Genomic DNA, 21,448 nt, shown 5'->3' with positions numbered 1-21,448 from the left:
GGCCAGGGCATCGCAGTCGACGGGCTATCCGTCCGATCTGGCGATGCCCCTGGGGCCGCCTTTCGTTCAATTCGAGCCAGTGTGCGGACCGGCCGGCTTGAAAATAGTGCCTACATTGCAAGGCTGAGCCGAGCCGAGTGGCCTCAGGGCAGCGCGGATTCGATCATGTCGGCAGATTCGGTCACGGCGACATGCTGGAGATCGTGCGTGAAAGGCATTTCTTCCACGCGCCAGTCCGGCTGGGTGCGCAACCGTTCGGCCACGGGGGCGAACGTATCGTTCTTGTAGCCGGTGGCGATCACATAGGTCTTTTGCGGGATGCGGTCGCGGGCACCGGTCAGCTCCGCCTTTTGCGAGAAACAGTAGACGGACTGCGCCGTGCGCCGATCCTCGTAAGACGCGCGGGACGCAGGGTCCATATGCGCATTGAAGCCCTGCAGCAGCAGCCGGGGCGGCGGCACGAGATAATCCCCTTCCTCGGGCGGGAGGTGCGGCTCGCCGGGCACCAGATCGTTCAGCGACTGGCCGTTCTCCGGCATGAAAGCGTCCATATAGAGGATCGACTGGATCACCCCCTCGGGGATCAGTTCGGTCGCCTGCGAGATCGGCATGCCGCCATAGGAGTGGCCGACCAGCAGCACATTCTCCAGTTCCTCATAGCGGATGACATTGGCGATATCCTGCGCGTGCAGCGCCAGATTGACGTCGCGACTGGTGAGGTGGGCGCGCTCACCCAGACCGGTCAGCGTGGGCGTGAACACATAATGGCCGCGCTCGCGCAGCAGATCGGCCACCTTGCGCCAGCGCCACCCGCCAACCCACGCACCATGCACGATCACGATCGTTCCACGCTTGTCCGCCATCATTCTCTCCCTCGATATGTGTCAGCTTGGCCGGCGCGGCCTCTCCGAAGAGGCATGCCATTGATTTCCCCAGCGAGTGCCGCTGCGCCGGGCGCGAAAATAGTGGCGACAATAGGCAGATGCGGTGGGCGGTTCAGAGCGGCGCGCCATCGGCCCGCATCTCCAGGATGCGCCGCCGATAGGGCTTCACCCCTGCCCAATAGGTGATCGCCGCCAGCGGGAAGGAAATCGCCGCAGAAGTTGCGATGGCATATCGCAACAGCGCCTCGTCCCCCCACACATATTGGGTGAGGAAGGCGAAGTAGGTCGGTCCGAGCCCGCCGCCCACTGCCGTCATGGTGAACAGATAGAGCGCGGTGATCTGCCCCCGAATCTCGTTGGGCGTCACCACCTGCAAGGCCGAGTTGAGCGATGGCGCCGCCATCAGCATCAAGGCCGTGCCGATGCCGCCCATGCCGAGCGCCAGCCACGGGCTGGGCATGAGTGGCGCCGCGATCATGAAGGGCGCCGATGCGGTAAAGCCGATGGCCAGCACCCGCATGTTCGCATCGGCATGGCCGCGATTGCGGAAATGATCGTTGAGCCAGACCGCGCCGAACAGCGCCGGAATGGCGAGGACGAGGCTGAGCAGCCCGGTGTAGAGCCCCGTGCTGGCCGGCGCCCATCCATAGGTCCGTGCATAAAAGGCCGCGCTCCACGCCGCCGTGCCGAACATGTGCATGGCGGTGAAGCACAGGCCGAGGAACATCGGGCCGTAAAGCCGCCAATGGGCGAGCAGATAGCGCAAGGTCTCGCGCAGGCCGACCTTGCGTGGCTGCATTCCCACGACCGCTGCCGCGCTGAATCCGCGGCGCTTGGGTTCAATGATCGTGGCGACCAGCAGCAGGATCGGGATACCCATGAGGCCGGTCACCACCCACACGACCTGCCACTCGCGCACGGCACCGAGCAGGGGCAGGTGAATGGCGGGCATCCCGGAAAGCAGATGGATCATCACCGCGCCCAGCAGCAGCGAGAGCGCCGTGCCGCCCTGAAAGCCGACATTGTAGATCGCGATGGCGCGGGGCAGCTTTTCCGGCGGAAAATAGTCGGCCATAAGAGAATAGGAGAGCGGCCCGCTGATCGATTCACCCGCGCCAATGCCAAAGCGTGCCGCGAAGAACTGCCAGAAATTCTGGGCAAGGCCGCACGCCGCGCTGGCGAGGCTCCACAGGAAAACGGATACCGCGAGCAGATGCTTGCGATTATGCCGGTCCACCAGTCGAGCGGCGGGAATGCCGATCAGCACGTAGAAGAGACTGACCGAGAAGCCGAGCAGATAGCTCATCTCCATATCGGTCAATTGCAGGTCGCGCTTGATGGGCTCCACCAGCAGCGTCATGACGCCGTTATTGAGCTGGGCGCACATCTGCACGGCGGCCAGCACCCAAGCGACATGATAGGCCTGACGCGCGGCGGGCCAGGCTTCGTCCGAATAATGGGGGCGATAAACGGGGCTGGCGGCGCGATCCGGATCAGGCTGCGCGGCGGCGATGTCAGTCAAATTGTCTCTCCACGCAGCATGTCATCAATCGGTATAGGGGGCCGGGCACGGTCCCGGCTTCATCGCGCCGGTCCAATGCTCCGCAAGGCGCCCCCGCGCGATCCGGAACATGTTGAACCGGGTTGTCGTATAACTGGCCCCTGCCCGGCTTGGATGCGGATGCTCATGGCCGGTCACGACGACCACGAGATCGCCCTGCGCGACCATGGCGACCAGTGTAGCCTGCATGGCCTGCGCAAGCGGTGCCGCTGTGCGACCCTTGGCTGCGGCGACAATCGCCGGCTCGCCGTGCGTGGCGCGTGGATCATGTTCGATGAAGTCGCCGGCCAGATATTTCTTAGCGGCGGCCGCGTCACCCGCGTCGGCCAGATGGCGCCAGGCATCGAACACGAGCCGCTTGTTGGCTGCCAGCGTCGGATCGGCGGATTGGAGTAGCGCTTGTTGGGCCGGCCCGGTCGCGCCCGTCACCGGCTGCGGACCACTCTCCTCCGGCGAAGGCAGATCTGGTCCGGGCGGGGCCTCGACCGAGTGCCAATGCTCGGCCAGACGATTCCCTTCCACCCGGAACAGGTTGAAGTGCGTGCTGGTATAGCGCCCGGCCCCGTCCGGCTCGCGCAGTTCTTCCCGCAAGGCCATCACCACCAGATCGCCTTCTGCCACCATGGTAACGAGCGGCGGGGAGACCAAGGCCGGGATATCGCGGCGGGGGACGGCCGAGAAGATCTGCTTGAAGGCCGCGCGCCCGCTCGGCAGCACCGGGCTGTGCTGGATGTAGGTTTCCGTCAGCAGATCGTCCGCCCGTTCGACATGGCCGGCATTGACGATGCTGCGCCACATGTCGAACGCGAGGCGCTTGTTCCGGGCCAGGCGCGGGTCCTTGTCCTCCAGCAGAGACAGTGGCGCAGGGTGACCCATGACCGGCACGACGCTTCCCTCCCTCGCGGCAGCCACGGGCGGTGCGAGCGAGGGTGACCCGTCGCCCGAGGAGGCCGTGCATGCCGCAAGCAGCATGCAGGCCGCCACCCCGCCCAGCGAACCCCGCGTCAAAAGCGTTTGCCGACCTGGATCTGCATCACACGGCCCAGCGCGCTGCCATAGGTCGGATCGAAGCGGATCGCACTGCCGGCAAGGCCCGCCTGATTGACGACCAGTGGCGGGTCCTTATCGAAGACGTTCTGCATGCTGAGGACGATGCTAAAATTGTCCGTCAGCCATGAGCCGCCCCGGTCCCCGGTGTCGAAGCCGATGGTCAGGTCGAAGGTCGTGTAAGAGCCGATCTTGGCATAGGACGGGTCGACGCCGACCGGTAGTTGTGCCTGATCGATCTCATAGGAATTGCGGAAGTTGATGAAGGTGCTGGCGAACAGATCGCCCATGCCGATGTCACGCCGCCATCCCAGCTGGCCGCGCGCCTGGAAGGTGAGCGGGAAGCCGAGCTGGTTCACTTCCTGCACGAGGTCAGCGCCGGGCAACGGGGACACCTTCCAGCTCATCGTGTAGGAGGCAACCGCACCGAGGTTGAACCGGCCCATGCTGCTATCGAAGGCGTAATCGATGTTGAAATCGATGCCCCGGCCGACCGTCTTGCCCGCGTTGATCCGGCGACCGCTCACCAGCGCGAACACATTGCCCGGCGCCGTCGGCGGACCGAACAGACCGCCCCGCTCCCCGCCGGTGTTGTAGCAGCTGATCATCGCATCGTAGAGCGCCTGCGTGGTCACATTCTTCCCGAAGGCTGCGGCGCAGGACGGGTTTGCCTGATTGATCGTCGGGAAATCGCCAAAGAAGGCAGTCGGGTTGTTCGCGGCCAGTGTCGGGAAATAGGCCGGGTTGTAGATGATCTGCGAGTTATAGATCTGCTGGTTGATCGCCGGCACGCTGCCGACGTTGAAGGCCGGCGTGGTGATCTGGCCTTCATAGCTCAGCCACCAATATTTGGCGGACATGGTGAGACCCGGCAGCGAGGGCGGTGTCCAGTCGACGCCGATGGCATAGGTCTCGGAGGTCTCGGGTGCGAGATCGCGATTGGCTCCGCCAATTGACTGATAGATCGCGCCCATCGGCACGCCCTGACACGCCGCGCAGATCACCGGCGAGAGCTGATTGCCCGCCGTCACCAGCGGGATAACGCCGGTCTGCGAGAAGGGATCATTATCGGCTAGGCCCGGCGCCCGGAAGGACGTGCCCCAGCTACCGAAGATCTTGAGGCCGCGCGTCGGCCAGAAATTGAAGCCCAGACGCGGATTGGTCGTGGTGCCGGCGTCGCTATAATCATCGTAGCGGATCGAGCCATTGAGCTCGAGCTTGTAGATGAGGCCGCTTTCCGCATCCGGGCTCACGACCGGCACGAACAATTCGCCGAACACCGAAGAGACGCTGCGGGGATTGAAGTTGTTGCCGCCGAAATTATTCTCGTTGAGCAGCGAGCCTTCATAGCGCTCGACACCCACGGCCAGCTTCACCTGCCCGGCCGGGAGGGAGAAGAGCGGGCCGTCGGCGGTCGCCGAATAGACCTGCATGTCATATTTGGTCCGGTTGATGAGCGAGGTGCCGCGCGCATTGATCGAATCTGCCGTCGCCTGATCGGTGCATTGGAAGGCGGTGGGGTCGCAGAAGAAGTTGAACGTCGCGAAGACCGGCGCCGGCGCGCCGCCGGTCTGCGTGGTGGTCGACGGCGCATCATGCGTGCCGGCGAAGGCCGACAGGGTTACCGACCAGTCGTAGGGCAGCTTGATGTCAACACCGCCGCCATAGGTCCAGGTTTCCGTTTTGCCGAAGCGGCGCGGGGACCCGATGTCGTAGACGGTGCTGTAAGCCACGGAGAGCGCGCCCGTCGCGCAGGCGGCTAGAAGGTTGGCCGGGCCGGTGACGACGCCCCCCGCATAATGGCTGGGATTGCACGGGCTGAACGGATTGCTGTTGGGAATGCGCGGCAACTGGCCGAGATTGGTGACGCGGTTGCTGGTCGAGGAGTTGGGACCGTTAATGGTGAAGTCGCGCCGTACATACAGCGCGTCCGCGAACACACGAAGCCAGTCGGTAACATTCTGCTCGAAGTTCATCGCGAAGCGGTCTGCCTCAACCTGCGGAATAACCTCGATACCGCTCCAGGTATTGAAATAATTGGGCGTGGATTTGAGATCTGCGAGAGTCAGCTTCGACCCGTCCTGACCCGCCGGGATGCCGTAATAGATGCCGTTGATGACGACATTGCCCGGCGCCGAGTAAAGCGATGAAGGCGCGCCGCCGTAGGGCGAAAGATCGTCATTGTAGAGATCCGGGCGGGCCGAGGCCGCGAAGGCCGTCTGATAGGAATGCTGGTAGGAGAGGATGATTCCGCCCTCCCCCACACTGCCCTCGCCCCAGCGCACGCCGCCAATGCCGGTTACATACCAGCCATCCTGACCGTCATTCTTGCGATAGCCGCCGTGGATTTCGAGCGTGTCCTCCGGCCGCCGCAGGATATAGTTGACCGTCCCCGCGATCGCGTCCGCACCATACAGGGCCGAGCCGCCGTCCTGCACCACGTCGATCCGCTGGATCATCTGCGCGGGGTAATTATCCCCGTCGAACGAGTTCATGTTGCCGCCTTCATACGGCACGCGGTGGCCGTTCACGAGGCTGAGCGTCGCGCCGACGCCAAGGCCGCGGACATTGGGCGACTTGTTGAAGTTGAAGGAGTTGATCGTGTTCGCCTGCTGCGCCTGTCCACCGGCATAATTGTCGCCGCCGCCCAGCCGCAGGATGGAGGGCACCGTGCCCAGAATGTCGGCGGTGCTGGAGAGGCCTGTGGCCCTGATCTCCTCCTTGCCCAGCTGAACGAGCGCCGTGCCGACCGGTGCTTCGCCGCCGATGCGGGTGCCGGTGACGATGATCGCGCGCTCATTATCGCCATTGCTATCCTGCGCTCCGACATCCGCGCTCGCCGAGCCGGCTTGCGCGCCGGCCGGCTGGGCCAGCCCCAGCATCGAGGCGCTGCTGAGCAGCAGAAGCGCGAATTGCGCGCGCGACGTGAATGAAAGACGATGGCCTGCAGTCATGTTCACCCTCCCGGCCTTGCGGCTGTTTCGGGATGCACCATCCGGTACTGCGCCGCATTGCTCGCGTGTCGCAGACGAAGTCCGGTCGATGACATCCTCTCTTGTCCACTGGCCTTTGGGCTAAGCACGCGGGACGAAAATAGTGCTGTGAATTGGTTGCGGTCCCAAAGCATCATGAAAGCAGCCTGACGACAGGCATGAAGTGGCCGCTGCAAAAGAACACACTATTTTGGGGCCCGACGCTCATGCCAGATCGAGGAAGAATGGCTTTGCGCGCAGGCAGCACCTGCACGCGCCGGGCTGAGAAAAGAGTGGGATGAGGAATGAGCGGAGCGATGATGATCAACCAACTGCACCCCCGGTTCGTGGCCGAGATCACCGATCTGGATACCTCCGGCCCCCTCCCGCCCGAAACCGTCGAATTCTTCGAGGCAGCGATGGCGGAATATGCCGTCTGCGTGATCCGCAATGCCAGCCTGTCGGACGAGGATCATATCGCCTTCGCCCGGTCCTTCGGGCCGCTGGAACTGGCACCGCCCGGGCGCAAGCGGATCGCGCCGGAGCTTTACGACATCAGCAATCTTACCGCCGAGGGCGAGATCATCCAGCCCAAGCCGGATGTCGCCCAACCGGCCGATTTCGAGCTGTTCCATACCGACAGCCCGTTCAATTCCTGGCCCACGAAATGGTCGATGTTGCTGGCCTATGTCACGCCGCCGGAGGGTGCCGATACGGAGTTCATCGACACCCGCGCCGTCTATGACGATCTGTCGGAGGACATGAAGGCAAAGGTCGCCGACCTCAAGGTGGACCACGACCTCTTCCGCGCGCTGCAGCTGAACGGCGTCAAGTTCGAGGACGAAGAGATGCGGAAAAATTATCCGCGCATGGCTCATCCACTGGTCCGCACCTCGGCCAGCGGGCGCAAGGCGTTGTACATGGGCTGGCACGGCGTGGGCATCGAAGGGTGGCCGGAAGACGAGGCCCGCACCTTCCTTGACGAGCTCTACCGCTTCGCCACGCAGGAGCGCTATGTCTACGCGCATAAATGGCGGCCGGGCGACATGGTCGTGTGGGACAATCGCTGCACGATGCACAGCGCGACGTCCTTCGAGCGCTATCGCTACAAGCGCGACATGCGCCGCGCGACGATCAACGAATATGGCCCTGAGGTCTCGGCGATCGAGGCCAACAGGCGCGCGCCGGACTGATCGCCCCGGCCCCGCACGGCCCGTCAGCCCTGCGGGGGTTGGAACCCGGCGCGAGCCTTGGCAACCCGCGCCCGGATCGCGCAGCCTTCGGCATGGTCGTTGATCAGCCCCATGGCCTGCATGAAGGCATGGACCGTGGTCGGGCCAACGAATTTCCAGCCGCGCTTCTTGAGGTCCTTGGACATGGCGAGGGATGCGGGGGACGTCGAGGCGAGATGTGGAACCTCGTCTCGGTGTTCGAAGCTCCAGACATAGGCTGCGAAGGAGCCGCTTTCGCGCACGAGATCCTGCACGCGCTGCGCGTTATTGATCACCGCGTCGATCTTGCCGCGGTGGCGGACGATGCCGGCATCCTGCAGCAGGCGCTCGACATCCGTCTCATCAAAGGCCGCGACGCGATGAAAATCGAAGCCGTGAAACGCGGCCCGAAAATTCTCGCGCTTGGTCAGGATCGTGCGCCAGCTCAGCCCCGACTGGAAGCCTTCAAGGCTCAGCTTCTCGAACAGCCGCCGATCGTCGGACACGGGATAGCCCCATTCATCGTCATGATAGGCGATGTAATCTTCCGATGCCGCGCACCAGCCACAACGGGCCACGCCATCGGATGCCGCAAAAAGCCCCGCCATGTTCCTTCCCCCATCATCCGAGCGGACCGCGCGGCGCCAGTGCGCCGACAAGCTGTGATCTAGCCTGCCGCCGTCCCTGACGCCAGCGCCTGCCGGAGGCTCCGCCCTTATCTGTCGGCAGCGATGTTGGTGCGCCAATGTTCGGAGAGAGCCGGGATATCGCCGCTGGTCAGGATGGGCATGGCGCGTTGCAAGTCGTCATCGCTCCAGTCCCACCAGCACAGCTCAAGCAGGCGGGCGACCTCCGCATCGGCGAAGCGCTGCCGGATCAGCTTGGCGGGGTTGCCGCCAACGATGGCATAGGGGGCGACGTCCTTCGTCACGACGCTGCGCGTGCCGATGATCGCGCCATGCCCGATGGTGATGCCGGGCAGGATCACCGCTTCCGACCCGATCCACACGTCATGACCGATGACCGTATCGCCTGCCGGCCGATAGCCATTGTCCGCACCGGCAAATGCCGGCACGTCCGGCATCCAGAAGAAGGGGAAGGTGCTGATCCAGTCGCTGCGATGGCCCTGATTGCCCGCCATGATGAAGGAAGCGCCTGATCCGATGGAGCAGAACGAGCCGATGATGAGCTTGTCCGCGCCTTCATCGGGCAACAGGTAGCGGGCGCAATCGTGGAAACCATGGCCATGATAATAGCCGGAATAATAGCTGTAGCGTCCCACGCGGATGTTCGGGTGCGCAACAAGACGATCGAGCGTGATGCCCTTGAAGGGGCTTTCAAATATATTTTGCATGGTTGGTCTGGCCTGAAGATTTGATCGCCAGCGTTGGGGGCCGCCGCTGGCGCGAGACAACGTGCTCGGGCAATAACTGGATCGCCCGCCTCAGCTTCTCACGTCAGTGACGCGGAAGCACGATGCAGATGGTACACGGTGCTATCTTCATCCCGCGATGATGGCGCAAATGCTTCAGAATGCCAAGTGAGGCGATGTATTCACCCTCCCGCAACAGACTATTGCTGCTCGGGATAATCCTCTGGCTTGACCGAGCCGACCATGGGCCGATCTTCCACCTTCTCCTGCGACTGACCACCGCCGGTGCGATTGTCATTCTCGGCAGCGTCCGGTCGGGCATCGCCCATGGGACCACGGGGCATCTCGGTTGGATTGCCCTTCTCGCCCTTGTCCTTGGGGGGATTGGCCTCCGCCTCCCGATCCTTATCCATGGGCTTGCTCCTTTCCAGCAGTCTTTGGCTCCTTGCCAAAAGCCTCGCGCAGCTCATCCTTGGCTTTCTCAAGGATCTGGCGTTGCTCCTTGCCGAGATTGTCGCCTGCGCGGTTGATGTAAAAGGTGAGCATGCTCATCGCGGACTGGAGCGCGGTGCCCTTGCGCCGCTTGCTATGCTCCGCCGAGCGCTTGAGCGAGGCTGCGATCTTCGCCGGATCGTCCTGCTTGAAGACGCCCTCATCCAGATCGAGCGCGTCCGAATGTTCGGTCACATCCTGAGACCATTTCTTGTCGGCCATGGCTCAGTCCTTTCCGCTGCCGGGCTCAGCCAGCTTGCGATGCTGCTCGGCGAGCATCGCCTGTGGCACGACGCCGGCGGCGGCGACCTGCAGCTTGTTGGAGAGGCCCGAGACGATATGCCCCTTGCCATCCAGCAGCGCCTTCCAGCCATCGCGTGCGACTTTGGCGGGATCGGCCTTGTCCTGCTGGCCGACCTGCGTATCCAGCAGACCGGCGCGCTCGAAGAACTCGGTGTCCGTGGGGCCGGGCATCAATGTGGTGAGGGTAACGCCCTCGGCCTCCTTGATCTCGTTGCGCAGCGCTTCGGTGAAATTGTCGATGAACGCCTTGGTCGCGTTGTACACGGCATTGAAGGTGCCCGGGATGTAGCCCGCGATGGAGCCGGTGACGAGAATCTTGCCGTCATTGCGCGCGACCATGTCGGCCAGCACCTTCTGCAGAAGATAGACGGTGCCGGTGACATTGGTGTCGACAGACCGTCGCCACATGGCGACATCCTGCTCCAGAAAGGGTCCGCCCGTGCCGACCCCGGCATTGGCGCAAAGCACTTCGATCCTCCGGCCTTCCGCTGCGGCCAGAAGCCGATCCACGCCGTCGAGCGTGGAGAGATCGGCCTCAAGCGATCGCACGTCGCCGCCATGGCGCCTGAAGTCCTGCGCGGCCGCGTCGATCAGCGGCTCGTCAGCGACGACGAGCAGGTCATAGCCATCCTGCGCGATGAGATGGGCGAGTTCGAAACCGATGCCGGTAGACGCGCCCGTGACGATTGCGAATTTCTCGCCCATCCCATGCCTCCTTATGCGCCCGGCATCTTTGCCAGCATGTCGATATGCTTCTGGACGACCGGAGCGATCTCGCCCGCAGCAGCCTTGAGCGCCGGCGTGTCGCCGTTGGCGGCGTAACCCTGATGGAGCGCAAGCGCCGCTGCATGGGCTTCGCGTTGGGCCGTCAGATAAGCCGTGGTGGCAGCAGAGCCGTCCGCGGCCTTGATGGCGTCCAGCTTGGCTTGCTGGTTGGCGTCGAGCGCCGGCGGCGTGACGGTCAGGCCAGCCTTCTCAGCCGCTGCCTTGAGCTTAGCGGTGGATTGCCCGTGCGCATCGACCATCATGTTCGCGAAGTCGGCAACCGGCTTGTCCGGATTTTTCGCCAGGATGGCGCGGGACGATTCGATCTCGAACAGGTCGCCGGCGCCTGCCTTGGCCAGATAGCCCGTCGCGTCGGTGGGCGTGGCGGACATCTCGCCCGGTGGCGGCGCGCCCACGGACATGTTCGTGGCATTTCCCGTCATGGCCATGTCGTTGTTGGTCATGGCTGTATCATTTGCCGGTGTGCTGCCCTGGCTGCACCCAGCCAATACACAGGCCGCCAACGGTATCGCAAAATAGAGTTTCATCATCCGTCTCCTTGCATGAGTCATGCGGCGACCCGGTCGAGCCCTGGTTTCAGCACCACCTTGGTCACTTCGTTCTGGTGATCGTGGAACATCTTGTAGCCCTGCGGGGCCTCGCTCAGCGGCATGCGGTGGCTGATGAGGAACGTGGTATCGATCTTCCCCTCCATGATCGCATTGAGCAGGCCCGGCAGATAATGCTGCACATGGGTCTGGCCGGTCTTGAGCGTCAGCCCCTTCTCCATGAAGGCGCCGAGCGGAAACTTGTCGACGAAGCCGCCATAGACCGCCGGCATCGATACGCGGCCACCCTTGCGGCAGGCAATGATCGCCTGGCGGATCGAATGGGTGCGGTCGGTGCCTGTAAAGGTGGAGACCTTGATCTGGTCCCAGACATTGTCAGCGAAAAGGCCGTGCGCCTCCAGCCCAACCGCGTCGATACAGGCGTCGGGGCCAATGCCGCCGGTCATCTCCATCAGCGCCTCGTAGGTCTTGCTCTCCTCGAAGTTGATGGTTTCCGCGCCAAACTTTGCCGCCAGCTCAAGGCGGCGGGGGAAATGGTCGATGGCGATCACCCGCTCGGCGCCCATCAGGAAAGCCGCCTGCACGCAGAATAGTCCGACCGGCCCGCATCCCCAGACAGCGACCGTATCGCCGGGCTCGATCTGCGCGAACTCCGCGGCCTGCCAGCCTGTCGGCAGAATGTCGGACAGGAACAGCACCTTGTCGTCGTCGATCCCATCGGGAATGACGATCGGGCCAACGTCGCTGAATGGCACGCGGACATATTCCGCCTGCCCGCCGGCATAGCCGCCTGTCATGTGGCTATAGCCGAACAGCCCGCTCATCGGCTGGCCGTAGAGCGTCTGTGCGATGTCCTGATTGTCGGCCGGGTTGGAATTGTCGCAGGCGGAATATTGGTGCTTGCCGCAATGGTAGCAGCTCCCGCAGGCAATGGTGAACGGCACAACCACCCGCTGCCCTTTTTGGAGCGTCGAGCCGGGTCCGGTCTCGACCACCTCGCCCATGAACTCATGGCCGAGAATGTCGCCGGACTTCATCGTGGGAATGTAGCCATCATAAAGGTGCAGGTCCGAGCCGCAGATTGCGGTGGATGTGACCTTGATGATCGCATCGCGCGGATTGATGATTTCGGGATCGTCCACGGTGTCCACGCGGACGTCATGCTTGCCGTGCCAGGTGAGCGCGCGCATCAGGCCGTCTCCTCTTCCAGTTGCTTGTGCGTCCACGCCGACGTGGCGATCTCGCCGGTTTCCATGAGTTGCTTGAAGCGCCGCAGGTCGCGCCGGGCCTGAATGGCCGGCTCGCGCTGGAACATCTTGGCGATGACCTTGCCGATGAACCCTGCGGGCGGATCGTAGAGGATCGTCGCCGTGACCACGGTGCCGCGCGTGCCTGCATCGCGAAAATCGATGCGACCGCTGTTCGGCACGTCGGCACCCTCGGTCGAGGCCCATGCGATGAACGCGTCGGGCTGCTCCTCGGTGATGACTGCATCCCACTCGACGGTCCGGCCGCCAGGCGCCTTCACCACCCAATGGCTGGTCACATCATCGATCATGTCGACCCGCACGACATTGTCCATGAAGGTCGGCAGCCGGGTGAAGTCGCGCCAATAAGCATACAGCTCCGCACGGGGGCGATTGATCGTCACGGAGCGGCCGACCAGACTGTCGCCTTTGGGTTCGACCAGGGTCGCCGCGGCCTCATCGACCGCGTGGCGATCTTTGGAGGTCGTCAGCGGTGCGTCGTCGCGCGCATCGGGCATTCTACTTCTCCTGTCGCGGGTTGGCTCAGTGAGCGTATGATCAGTCAACGCGTCTCAGCTGGGACCGTTGCCCACATATCGGACGAACTCCTCAGAATAGCGGCGGGTGATCATCGCCTGCTCGCTGGACGAGACGTCCTCCATCAGCTTGGGGAACCAGGTTCCCTCCTCGGAATAGATGTGATGGGCGACTGCGCCGCGGATATGCTCGAGCTTGTCGAGATAATCCTGGCTCATGGGGTCCAGTCGTTCGAGCAAGCCCATCTCCATCTTGGCGGCGGATTGTTCCTGATAGGCAAGCTCGGCATGGCCGACCTGCTTGTCCGCGGCCAGCGCGGGATAGATCGCCGCTTCCTCCGCGATGGAATGGCCCGTGAGGAGCAGCGCCAGCCGCTCCTGCGCATCGCGACGCGTCTCGGCCGTGGTGGCGGCCTTCGCGGCTGCGAACAGAGCCTCGATCTGCCGATGATGATCGAGAATATGCGCAAGCCAGCTGCCGCGCGTCGCAAGCTCCTCGGCCTTGGCCCGGGCCTCGGCCCGCGCCTCCTCGCTTTCGGGCGGGGTGACAGCGGCGATGACCTTATCGATGATGGACATGATTAATCTCCTTTCCGAAGGAACTCAGGCAACGGCATCGAGATCGACGAGCGGCTCGCGTGCCCAGAACCGCAGCGGCGCCAGCGCCGCGACGAATGCCGTCGCATCGGATTTGCTCTTGAGGGCGAAGCAGCCTTCATCGAGGTCGGGCATCAGACCGGCCTTGGTCAGCAGCGGCTCTGCTTCCTTGCTCAGGCCCATGAACTTGCAGTGGGCAAAAGCGTCCGTCACGAAGTCCTTCGCCGTGGCATCGAGCGCGAGCAACTGCCCGCCCTCGGCCGAGGCGACGACCGCGACGGCATCGAACAGGACCGAAGGCCCGCCATCCACCTTGTAGTGGGCGCCGAGGATTTTGCCGTCGGACAGGGTGACCCCGCCGATCTTGGGGGCAATGAACTCGATCATCGCACCGGCTTCATCCACCGCATTGATGATCGCCTGGACAAGCGTCGCATCGGCGCCGTCGGTCACCAACAGGCCGAGCTTGCGGCCGGCAAAGCTCTGCGGCCCACGCTTGATGATGCTCAGCGCATCGGACGGCGCCAGATCGGTCCGCGGCTGTACCGCCGCGGTCGCCGCCTGCGGCATGGCCAGCCCCAGCCCGTTTGCGACGGTCGCCGCGAGGTCCGCATCGATGTTCAGCAGATGCGAAACCATGCGGGAGCGGATGTCCGGCCGCTCCACGCGGGAGAGCTCAAACACCAGCGCATCGCCGATATGCTTTTGCTCGATCAACGTCTGGCTCGCATAGAACTGCGTGGCCTGGCTATAATGATCGGCAAAACTTTCCGGGCGGATGCGCAGCTTGTCGCCGTCGGCCGCCTCCGCATAGCTCTTGAACCCGCGCTGCGGGTCCTCACGCGGACCGCCGATTTCCGCGCCCCAGCTATTGGGCTCGTAATTGGCGCGGCCGACGGGATTGCGCATCGCCATATGCCCATCCTGCTGGAAATGCGTGAACGGGCAGCGCGGGGCGTTGATCGGCAAATGCGTGAAATTGGGCGAGCCGAGGCGCTTGAGCTGCGTATCCAGATAGGAGAAATTGCGCCCCTGCAACAGCGGGTCGTTGCTGAAGTCGATGCCCGGCACGACATTCTGCGTGCAGAAAGCAACCTGCTCGGTCTCGGCGAAGAAGTTATCGACCAGACGATCGAGCACCAGACGACCCACGACGCGGATCGGTACCAGTTCCTCGGGAATGATCTTGGTGGCATCGAGCACATCGAAATCGAAGCTGTCAGCAAATTCCTGATCGAAAAGCTGGAGCCCCAGTTCCCATTCCGGGAAGTCGCCGGCTTCAATGGCGGCCCAGAGGTCCCGCCGATGGAAGTCGGGGTCGGCGCCGTTGATCTTGACCGCTTCGTTCCAAGCTACCGACTGAAGGCCCAGCTTGGGCTTCCAGTGGAACTTGACGAATGTCGACTTTCCGTCTGCATCGACCAGCCGGAAGGTGTGGACGCCAAAGCCTTCCATGAAGCGGAAGGAGCGCGGGATCGTCCTGTCGGACATGATCCACATGACCATGTGCATCGATTCCGGCGTCAGGCTGATGAAATCCCAGAAATTGTCGTGCGCCGTCTGGGCCTGCGGAAAGGCGCGATCCGGCTCGGGCTTGGCGGCATGGATCAGGTCGGGAAACTTCATCGCGTCCTGGATGAAGAAGACCGGGATATTGTTGCCAACGAGGTCCCAATTCCCCTCCTTGGTGTAGAGCTTCACCGCAAAGCCGCGCACATCGCGCGCGAGATCGAACGAGCCCTTGGACCCAGCCACGGTCGAGAAGCGCACGAAGGCCTCGGTCCGCTCGCCTACCCGCTGGAAGAGATCGGCACGGGTGACGTCGGACAGGCTGTCTGTCAGCTCGAAAAAGCCGTGGGCGCCATAACCGCGCGCATGAACCACGCGCTCCGGGATACGCTCATGATCGAAGTGGAACATCTTCTCGCGAAAATGGAAGTCTTCCAGCAGCGCGGGGCCGCGCGCGCCCTGCTTGAGGCTGTTCTGGTCATCGGAAACGGGAACGCCCTGCGCGGTCGTCAGCGTCGCGACATCACCGCCAGCGGTCTGCCGCGTTTCGCCACCCTCGCCCATCGGTCCTTCAAAAACAGGCATGTCCTCAAAGGCGGCATCTGCAGAAGGGCTGTTTGCCGATGACCGCTGCTGATCGGATTTCATAGGCGCACGGCCTTTCGCCGCACGCGTTGCCTGTTTCGCCATCGCGGTTCCTTGTCATTGCTGGGATGTGAACGAGTTCGTCTCGTGCTTCACCAACACGCCGTCCGGATGACAGTTGCCTGTTAAGGCTAGGAATTAACATTGATCATAGTGAAAGCCGATCGGGGCTGGATCGCCAGCGCGGCTTATCCGTTAGCCACTCGATGTTGATGGATCGCCTCCTTGCAAACCGCCGCGGCGTGGCCCTGACGCCGGAAGAACGAGCCGCGCTCGAAGACACGATTCTCGAGGTTCGCACCTTTGAGCCCCGCACGACGATTGTCGACGCGGGTCAGATTGTGGATGTCAGCAGCTTCCTGGTCGAAGGGATCATGTCGCGCTATATCGATGATCGCAAAGGCTTGCGGCAACTCGTCGCCATCCATGTGCCTGGCGAATTCGTTGATCTCCATGCTTATCCCATGCGGGAGCTGGACCATGCTATCGGCACGCTCACAACCGCGAGCATCGCCATCGTGCCGCACAAAGCCTTGAGGGAAGTACTCGACCCCCGGCCCGATCTGGCGCGCAAGCTGTGGTTTTCGACGCTGATCGATGCCGCCCTTCATCGTGCTTGGTTGTTCCGGGTCGGGAGGCTCGACGCGGTCGGGCGTGTCGCCCATTTCCTGTGCGAGATGAATGCCCGACTCTATGCAGTGGGATTATCGGACGGACATCGCTTCGTGCTGACCCTGACGCAGGGCGACATTGCCGAGATTTGCGGCCTGACCACCGTTCACACCAATCGGGTGCTCCGCCAATTAAGAGAAGCCGGACTGTGCGAGAGGCACGCCTCACTGGTCCAGATCAACGATTATGCCGGTCTGGCCCGCCGGGGCAATTTTTCATCAGATTATCTGTATCTCGCCCCCTGCGCAGATATCCAGCAAGGAGGACCAGCATGACTGTCCACTCCCCAATCGAGCCCTATGCCGAACCCGGCGTCGCCACGGCTGAGGAGGATCATGTCATCCTCGAGGGCCCGGGCGGGATCGCTGTAACCATGACGGCGGACGCAGCCGTTGCCACGGGCGAGAGCCTGATCGAAGCCGGCGAGGAAGCGCAAAGGCATCAGAAGACCAAATAACTGCGCGGTCTCAGATGCAACGCAAGCTTGGACTGGAACGGTCAAGGGACGGGGCGACCGCCGGTCGCCTCTTCGCGGAGCCCCCCGGCGCCGGGAACGATGTCGAACGGATGGAAGTTTCTCTCCAGCGATGAGGATAACAGGTCGAGAGATGATGTTTCCGCAGGAGAAACCCTCAGAAGCTTATGCCGAGACCCTATCCCCGGCACTACCCGATGACATCATTGCGGCAGCCATGGCCGTGCTCGAAACCGCCAGGCAGGCGGCGATCGGGATCGCCACCGCAGAAAGTTGCACCGGGGGCCTGCTCGCATCGCTGCTGACCGATATCGAGGGGACCAGCAACGCCTTTGACCGGGGCTTCGTCGTCTACAGCAAGGATGCCAAATGCGATCTGCTCGGGCTCAGCCATAAGCTTGTCGAGGATTACGGCGCGGTGAGCGAACCCGTCGCGCGCGCGATGGCTGAAGGGGCCTTGCGCCGATCCAAAGCGCGACTGGCGATTGCGATCACCGGCTTTGCCGGCCCCGGTTCCTCCGACGATGAGCCGGGGCTGGTCCATTTCGCCTGCGCCGCGCATCGGGCGGAGACGCGCCACAGCGTCCATCACTTCGGCGACATCGGGCGCGGCGCGACCAGGATCGAATGCCTGCGCGTTGCGCTTGCCATGTTGAGCGAGATGCTCGCCGAGGTGGCCGCCGATCCGCAGCGGGCCGCGTGAGGCCGCCCATGGCGACACCGGCACCCGATGGCATCACGCAAGAGCATGAGAGCAACAGCCGGCGGGCCAATCCCTGGCCGCTGGTCCTGCTCACGGTGATCTTGGGCGCCGGTCTGACCGGTCTGTTTGCGGGGCAGGCCCCTGCCGTGCGCAAAAGCTCGAACGACCGCATCACCCTCCTCGTGCAAACGCCGGAAACGCTGCGCAACGGCATGGTCTTCGAGACCATCGTCGAGGTGACGCCGCGCAAACCGATCGGTGATCTGGTTATTGCCGTGTCGGATGACCTCTGGCGGGAGATGACCATCAACACGATGATCCCGGCTGCAAGCGAGGAACGCTATAAAGACGGCTCTCGGCAGTTCTCATTCGGCGAGGCAAAGCCCGGCGAGACGTTCCGCTTCAAGATCGACGGGCAAATCAACCCGCCGCTGTTCGCCGGCACGCGCGGCAGGATCGCCGCCCTCGACGGGGAGCGCGAACTCGCTGCCCTGCCCGTCCACATCAAGGTCTTGCCCTGATGGATATCATCCTGCGCGCCAGCGTGATGTTCTTCATCATGTACATGCTGCTCCGGCTGCTGGGCAAACGCGAGCTCAGCCAAGTCACACCGTTCGAACTGGTGCTTCTGGTGGTGATGGGCGATCTCGTCCAGCAGGGCATCACCCATAATGATCTCAGCATGACCGGCGCCGCGCTCGCCATTGGCACCATTGCCTTCTGGGCGCTGGCGCTGAGCTGGATCACCTATCTTTCCCCACGCGCCGAACGGCTGCTGGAAGGCGTACCGCGCGTGCTGATCAAGGATGGGGAACTGATTACCCCCAACATGCGCCGCGATCGCGTGACCCGGGCCGAGGTTGAAATCGAGATGCGGCTGGCGGGCATCGCCAACATATCCGAGGTCGCCTGGGCAATCCTCGAACCCAATGGCAAAATGAGCTTCATCGCAAAGAAGGATAATGGGCCGGCCAAGCAGGAAGATGATGATGACAAGGCCGTTTGACCGGTTCCGCTGACTGCGCGCACGATCTTTCAAGCTGAACGAGCGCGGCAGGGTTGCCCACAGGCCGGCGTCATTGTATCAGCAGGTCCGCCGACCAAACGAACTAATGTATTGGTTCAATCATGCGCATTCGCGACAAACGCCGGCCTCACACTATGAGGCCACGCATCGAGACCCTGACTCGTCCCACAGCCCTGCTGCTGCAGCCCGGCGACTTGGCGCTCCCTGCCCGGCCCGAATGGCGCTCGTTCGCGCAGAGTTGGGACGACCTGCCCCGCGACATGTGGATGGCCGATGGCGGAACCTATCGCCGCCGCCGCTACGCTGCCTTTGAGATCGATGGCGACGCCTGCGCGCGCCTGCCGCATCGCGCCCATTATCAGGATCGCGATCACAATCCCTTGAATGGCGGCGTCGAACGCTGGTTTGCCCCCATGGCGGACGGGCAGGCCACGAGCGCGTTATTGCGCGATCTGATGCGGAATACTGCGGCGCGCATTTCGCAGGCCAGCGGTTGCGAAGAGCACGCATGGATGGTCGAAGCCCATCAGTTTCGCATTGAGGCCCTGCCCGACCTCCCCGGCCTTCCGACGCCTGAGGGGATGCATCAGGATGGACGCGACTGGGTGTTGATCCTGCTGGTCGGCGGCAACAATTATTCGGGCGGTGAGACCCGCGTCGAAACTGTTTCAGGCGCGTGCCTGATCGAACACCGGCTCGCGCACGCCGGCGAGGCGCTGCTCCTCAATGATGGACAGGTGCGCCACGGAACCACGCCGATCCAGTCGGAGGCCGGGGATCTGCCGGCTTGGCGAGATACGCTGGTCCTGACCTTCGCGAATGCGGCGGGGCGCTGAGCGGCCGGCGTGGATCGCTTCTTCATCGTCACCGGCGGCCCCGGATCGGGCAAGACCACACTGCTCGATGCGCTGGCCCGGCACGGCATCGCGACCATGGCCGAGGCCGGGCGCACGATCATCCAGCAACAGATGGCCGCAGGCGGCAGCGCCGTGCCCTGGGCCGACCGGGAGGCGTTCGCGGAGAAGATGCTTGCGTTCGACGTGAAGTCCTATGAAGCCGCAAAGGGACGATCGGGCCCGATCCTCTTCGACCGAGGCATCCCGGATGTCATCGGTTATCGTGCTCTGTGCGGCCTTCCCATTCCCGACAATTTGCACCGAACCGCTAGCGCGCGCCGCTACAATAAGGACGTTTTCATCGCCCCGCCCTGGGCGGACATTTACGCGCAGGATACCGAGCGCAAACAGGACTGGTCGGAAGCCTTGGCAACCCATGAGGTCATGGCCCGGGTTTATTCCGACCTTGGATATAATCTCGTGCCGCTACCGTTTACGACTCCGGACGAGCGCGCGGATTTCGTGCTGCGCAGGATCAGCGCCAACGCCTCAGCCTGACCGACGACCGCGCTTTACACCAGCCCTCGCGCGGCGCTGTCGCCCGCCGGCGTCAGCATCTCCACCACCTCGTGAAGCGCCTGTTCCAGACGATCCCGTGACGGGATCGCGCCGAGGCACAGCCGCACGCCCGAGGGCGCACAGGGATCGACAGCCGGCGCGTCGGGCGGGGTGAGCGCGATGCCGGCGCGCAGGGCGCGGGCGCTCAGGCGCTCGGCATCGAGCATCGACATCGGCATCCACACATGCAGGCTGCGCGACGCGCCGGGCACGGCCATGGCCTTGCCGAGAATGTCGCGGGCAAGCTGTGTCCGCATCTCCGTCTCGGCGACCAGCTCGTCGGCGATGCGATCGGCCGTGCCATCCTGCTCCCACTGGCTGAACACCAGACCGCCCAAGGACGGCGGCGTATAACCGAAGGCGCGGACGCCGAGCAGCAATCGGTCGAGGATCCCGGTATCCTCCGGCGGCAGCAGAAAGCCGAGGCGAAGGCCCGGCGCGACGGCCTTGGACACGGCCGCGACCATGAGCGTGCGCTCGGGCGCCAGATCGGCGAAACTCTCCGGGGCGTCCCGATCCGCGAAGACACGATAGGCATCGTCCTCGACGATCATCAGATCCTGCGCGCGCGCCACCTCGATGATCTCTGCGCGCCGCGCGGCATCGAGCGTGATGGTGGTAGGGTTCTGCAGGGTCGGGATCAACACCACCACGCGCGCACCGGTCTCGCGGGCGGCCCGGGCCAGTGCCTCAGGCTCGAGCCCGCGTTGATCCATGGCGACACCACGCAGGCGATAGCCGGCATGATCGGCCAGCGTCCGGATGCCGGGATAGGTAGCCGCCTCGCACAAGATCGTATCGCCGGGCCGCGCCAGCGCTGCGAAGGCAAGCGCGAGGCCGTGTTGCCCGCCATTGCACTGAATCACGCGATCCCGCGTGGCGCGCTGAACGCCATGGCGACGGCTGAGCCAGGAGGCGCCGGCCTCGCGGATGGATTCAAGCCCCTCGGGCGGGGCATAATTGACGGCTGTCGCCAGATCCGCGCGCTGTCGCACACGACTCAACCCTTCACCGATCCAGCGCGCGGCAGGCGCGAGCGGCGGAATGTTGCGCGCCATGTCCAATGGCCCGCCCGCCTCGGCCGGCGATTGCCGCCGCGCCCGGTCCGCGACGAAGGAACCGCGCCCGACATGGCTGGAGATAAAGCCCCGCCGTTCCGCCTCGACATAAGCGCGGCTGACCGTCCCGACACTCAGCGCCAGGCGATGGGCAAGGTCCCGCTGCGGCGGGAGGCGATCACCGGGGACGAGCCGCCCCTCGCGCACGTCGCGCTCCAGCGCGGCGACGAGACGCTCGTACATCGGCGCATCGTCGCCCGACACTTCCGGCCGCCAGCCCTTCATTTGCCATCCTCAATAAGATTAAACCGGTACAATATCACATTTGACACATGGATCAATCGCGATC

Annotated in this window: 23 protein-coding genes; 8 read left to right on the top strand and 15 right to left on the bottom strand. The window is 63.7% G+C overall.

Annotation, left to right across the window (positions count from 1 at the left end):
• Nucleotides 1-143: 143 nt before the first annotated feature.
• The 4 genes from M2337_RS10760 to M2337_RS10745 all read right to left on the bottom strand — a co-directional run bounded on the left by M2337_RS10760 (nt 144) and on the right by M2337_RS10745 (nt 6,446).
• A complete protein-coding gene (locus M2337_RS10760) occupies nt 144-863 on the bottom strand; it encodes an alpha/beta hydrolase (RefSeq protein ID WP_264570222.1) in 720 nt (239 codons plus the stop codon).
• A 133-nt stretch (nt 864-996) separates the two neighbouring features.
• A complete protein-coding gene (locus tag M2337_RS10755) occupies nt 997-2,406 on the bottom strand; it encodes an MFS transporter (RefSeq protein WP_264570221.1) in 1,410 nt (469 codons plus the stop codon).
• Nucleotides 2,407-2,430: 24 nt separating this feature from the next.
• Entirely contained in the window at nt 2,431-3,417 is a 987-nt protein-coding gene (locus M2337_RS10750) for a nuclear transport factor 2 family protein (protein WP_264570220.1), read from the bottom strand.
• 32 nt (nt 3,418-3,449) lie between these two features.
• Nucleotides 3,450-6,446 (bottom strand): TonB-dependent receptor plug domain-containing protein, encoded by a 2,997-nt coding sequence (locus M2337_RS10745; protein WP_264570219.1) that lies wholly within the window; start codon nt 6,444-6,446, stop codon nt 3,450-3,452.
• A gap of 335 nt (nt 6,447-6,781) precedes the next feature.
• On the opposite strand from M2337_RS10745, the gene M2337_RS10740 reads away from it, so the two are divergent.
• Nucleotides 6,782-7,657 carry a TauD/TfdA dioxygenase family protein gene (locus M2337_RS10740; RefSeq protein ID WP_264570218.1) on the top strand — a complete coding sequence of 292 codons (876 nt, stop codon included), beginning with the start codon at nt 6,782-6,784 and terminating at the stop codon, nt 7,655-7,657.
• Between the two features lie 23 nt (nt 7,658-7,680).
• Here the strand turns inward: M2337_RS10740 and M2337_RS10735 are convergent, their stop codons facing one another.
• The 10 genes from M2337_RS10735 to M2337_RS10690 all read right to left on the bottom strand — a co-directional run bounded on the left by M2337_RS10735 (nt 7,681) and on the right by M2337_RS10690 (nt 15,650).
• The gene (locus M2337_RS10735; RefSeq protein WP_319799435.1) at nt 7,681-8,283 is read right to left on the bottom strand and encodes a DNA-3-methyladenine glycosylase I; all 603 of its coding nucleotides are present in this window, start codon (nt 8,281-8,283) and stop codon (nt 7,681-7,683) included.
• Nucleotides 8,284-8,390: 107 nt separating this feature from the next.
• Complete coding sequence (gene catB, locus M2337_RS10730; protein WP_264570217.1) at nt 8,391-9,029, bottom strand: type B chloramphenicol O-acetyltransferase; 639 nt, start codon at nt 9,027-9,029, stop codon at nt 8,391-8,393.
• Nucleotides 9,030-9,247: 218 nt separating this feature from the next.
• Nucleotides 9,248-9,460 (bottom strand): hypothetical protein, encoded by a 213-nt coding sequence (locus tag M2337_RS10725; RefSeq protein ID WP_264570216.1) that lies wholly within the window; start codon nt 9,458-9,460, stop codon nt 9,248-9,250.
• Entirely contained in the window at nt 9,453-9,761 is a 309-nt protein-coding gene (locus M2337_RS10720; RefSeq protein WP_181559571.1) for a DUF3175 domain-containing protein, read from the bottom strand. The genes M2337_RS10725 and M2337_RS10720 overlap by 8 nt, the downstream gene beginning before the upstream one ends.
• A 3-nt stretch (nt 9,762-9,764) precedes the next feature.
• The gene (locus M2337_RS10715; RefSeq protein WP_264570215.1) at nt 9,765-10,547 is read right to left on the bottom strand and encodes an SDR family NAD(P)-dependent oxidoreductase; all 783 of its coding nucleotides are present in this window, start codon (nt 10,545-10,547) and stop codon (nt 9,765-9,767) included.
• Between the two features lie 11 nt (nt 10,548-10,558).
• Entirely contained in the window at nt 10,559-11,071 is a 513-nt protein-coding gene (locus tag M2337_RS10710) for a DUF4142 domain-containing protein (protein WP_264570214.1), read from the bottom strand.
• A 104-nt stretch (nt 11,072-11,175) separates the two neighbouring features.
• Complete coding sequence (locus M2337_RS10705) at nt 11,176-12,366, bottom strand: zinc-dependent alcohol dehydrogenase (RefSeq protein WP_181559568.1); 1,191 nt, start codon at nt 12,364-12,366, stop codon at nt 11,176-11,178.
• Entirely contained in the window at nt 12,366-12,941 is a 576-nt protein-coding gene (locus M2337_RS10700) for an SRPBCC family protein (RefSeq protein WP_264570213.1), read from the bottom strand. Before M2337_RS10700 ends, M2337_RS10705 begins: the two co-directional genes overlap by 1 nt.
• 54 nt (nt 12,942-12,995) lie before the next feature.
• A complete protein-coding gene (locus M2337_RS10695) occupies nt 12,996-13,538 on the bottom strand; it encodes a hemerythrin domain-containing protein (RefSeq protein ID WP_264570212.1) in 543 nt (180 codons plus the stop codon).
• A 24-nt stretch (nt 13,539-13,562) separates the two neighbouring features.
• A complete protein-coding gene (locus tag M2337_RS10690; protein WP_413716196.1) occupies nt 13,563-15,650 on the bottom strand; it encodes a catalase in 2,088 nt (695 codons plus the stop codon).
• Between the two features lie 266 nt (nt 15,651-15,916).
• On the opposite strand from M2337_RS10690, the gene M2337_RS10685 reads away from it, so the two are divergent.
• From M2337_RS10685 to M2337_RS10655, 7 genes are all read left to right on the top strand, one after another.
• Nucleotides 15,917-16,657: a Crp/Fnr family transcriptional regulator gene (locus M2337_RS10685; RefSeq protein WP_264570211.1), complete on the top strand. Its 741-nt coding sequence runs from the start codon at nt 15,917-15,919 to the stop codon at nt 16,655-16,657.
• Complete coding sequence (locus M2337_RS10680; protein ID WP_181559564.1) at nt 16,654-16,839, top strand: hypothetical protein; 186 nt, start codon at nt 16,654-16,656, stop codon at nt 16,837-16,839. Before M2337_RS10685 ends, M2337_RS10680 begins: the two co-directional genes overlap by 4 nt.
• Before the next feature lie 151 nt (nt 16,840-16,990).
• Nucleotides 16,991-17,560, top strand: a complete 570-nt coding sequence (locus M2337_RS10675; protein ID WP_264570210.1) for a CinA family protein — start codon at nt 16,991-16,993, stop codon at nt 17,558-17,560.
• Between the two features lie 8 nt (nt 17,561-17,568).
• Nucleotides 17,569-18,081 carry a hypothetical protein gene (locus tag M2337_RS10670; protein WP_264570209.1) on the top strand — a complete coding sequence of 171 codons (513 nt, stop codon included), beginning with the start codon at nt 17,569-17,571 and terminating at the stop codon, nt 18,079-18,081.
• The gene (locus M2337_RS10665; RefSeq protein WP_264570208.1) at nt 18,081-18,566 is read left to right on the top strand and encodes a DUF421 domain-containing protein; all 486 of its coding nucleotides are present in this window, start codon (nt 18,081-18,083) and stop codon (nt 18,564-18,566) included. The genes M2337_RS10670 and M2337_RS10665 overlap by 1 nt, the downstream gene beginning before the upstream one ends.
• Before the next feature lie 155 nt (nt 18,567-18,721).
• Entirely contained in the window at nt 18,722-19,423 is a 702-nt protein-coding gene (locus M2337_RS10660) for a 2OG-Fe dioxygenase family protein (RefSeq protein ID WP_264570207.1), read from the top strand.
• Between the two features lie 9 nt (nt 19,424-19,432).
• Nucleotides 19,433-19,981: an AAA family ATPase gene (locus M2337_RS10655; protein WP_264570206.1), complete on the top strand. Its 549-nt coding sequence runs from the start codon at nt 19,433-19,435 to the stop codon at nt 19,979-19,981.
• Nucleotides 19,982-19,995: 14 nt separating this feature from the next.
• On the opposite strand, the gene M2337_RS10650 is transcribed toward M2337_RS10655, so the two are convergent.
• Complete coding sequence (locus tag M2337_RS10650) at nt 19,996-21,384, bottom strand: PLP-dependent aminotransferase family protein (protein WP_264570205.1); 1,389 nt, start codon at nt 21,382-21,384, stop codon at nt 19,996-19,998.
• Nucleotides 21,385-21,448: the final 64 nt, after the last annotated feature.

It is taken from the genome of Sphingobium sp. B2D3A (genome assembly GCF_025961795.1).
Lineage (GTDB): Bacteria > Pseudomonadota > Alphaproteobacteria > Sphingomonadales > Sphingomonadaceae > Sphingobium.
This window is presented reverse-complemented; position numbering and strand designations above follow the sequence as displayed.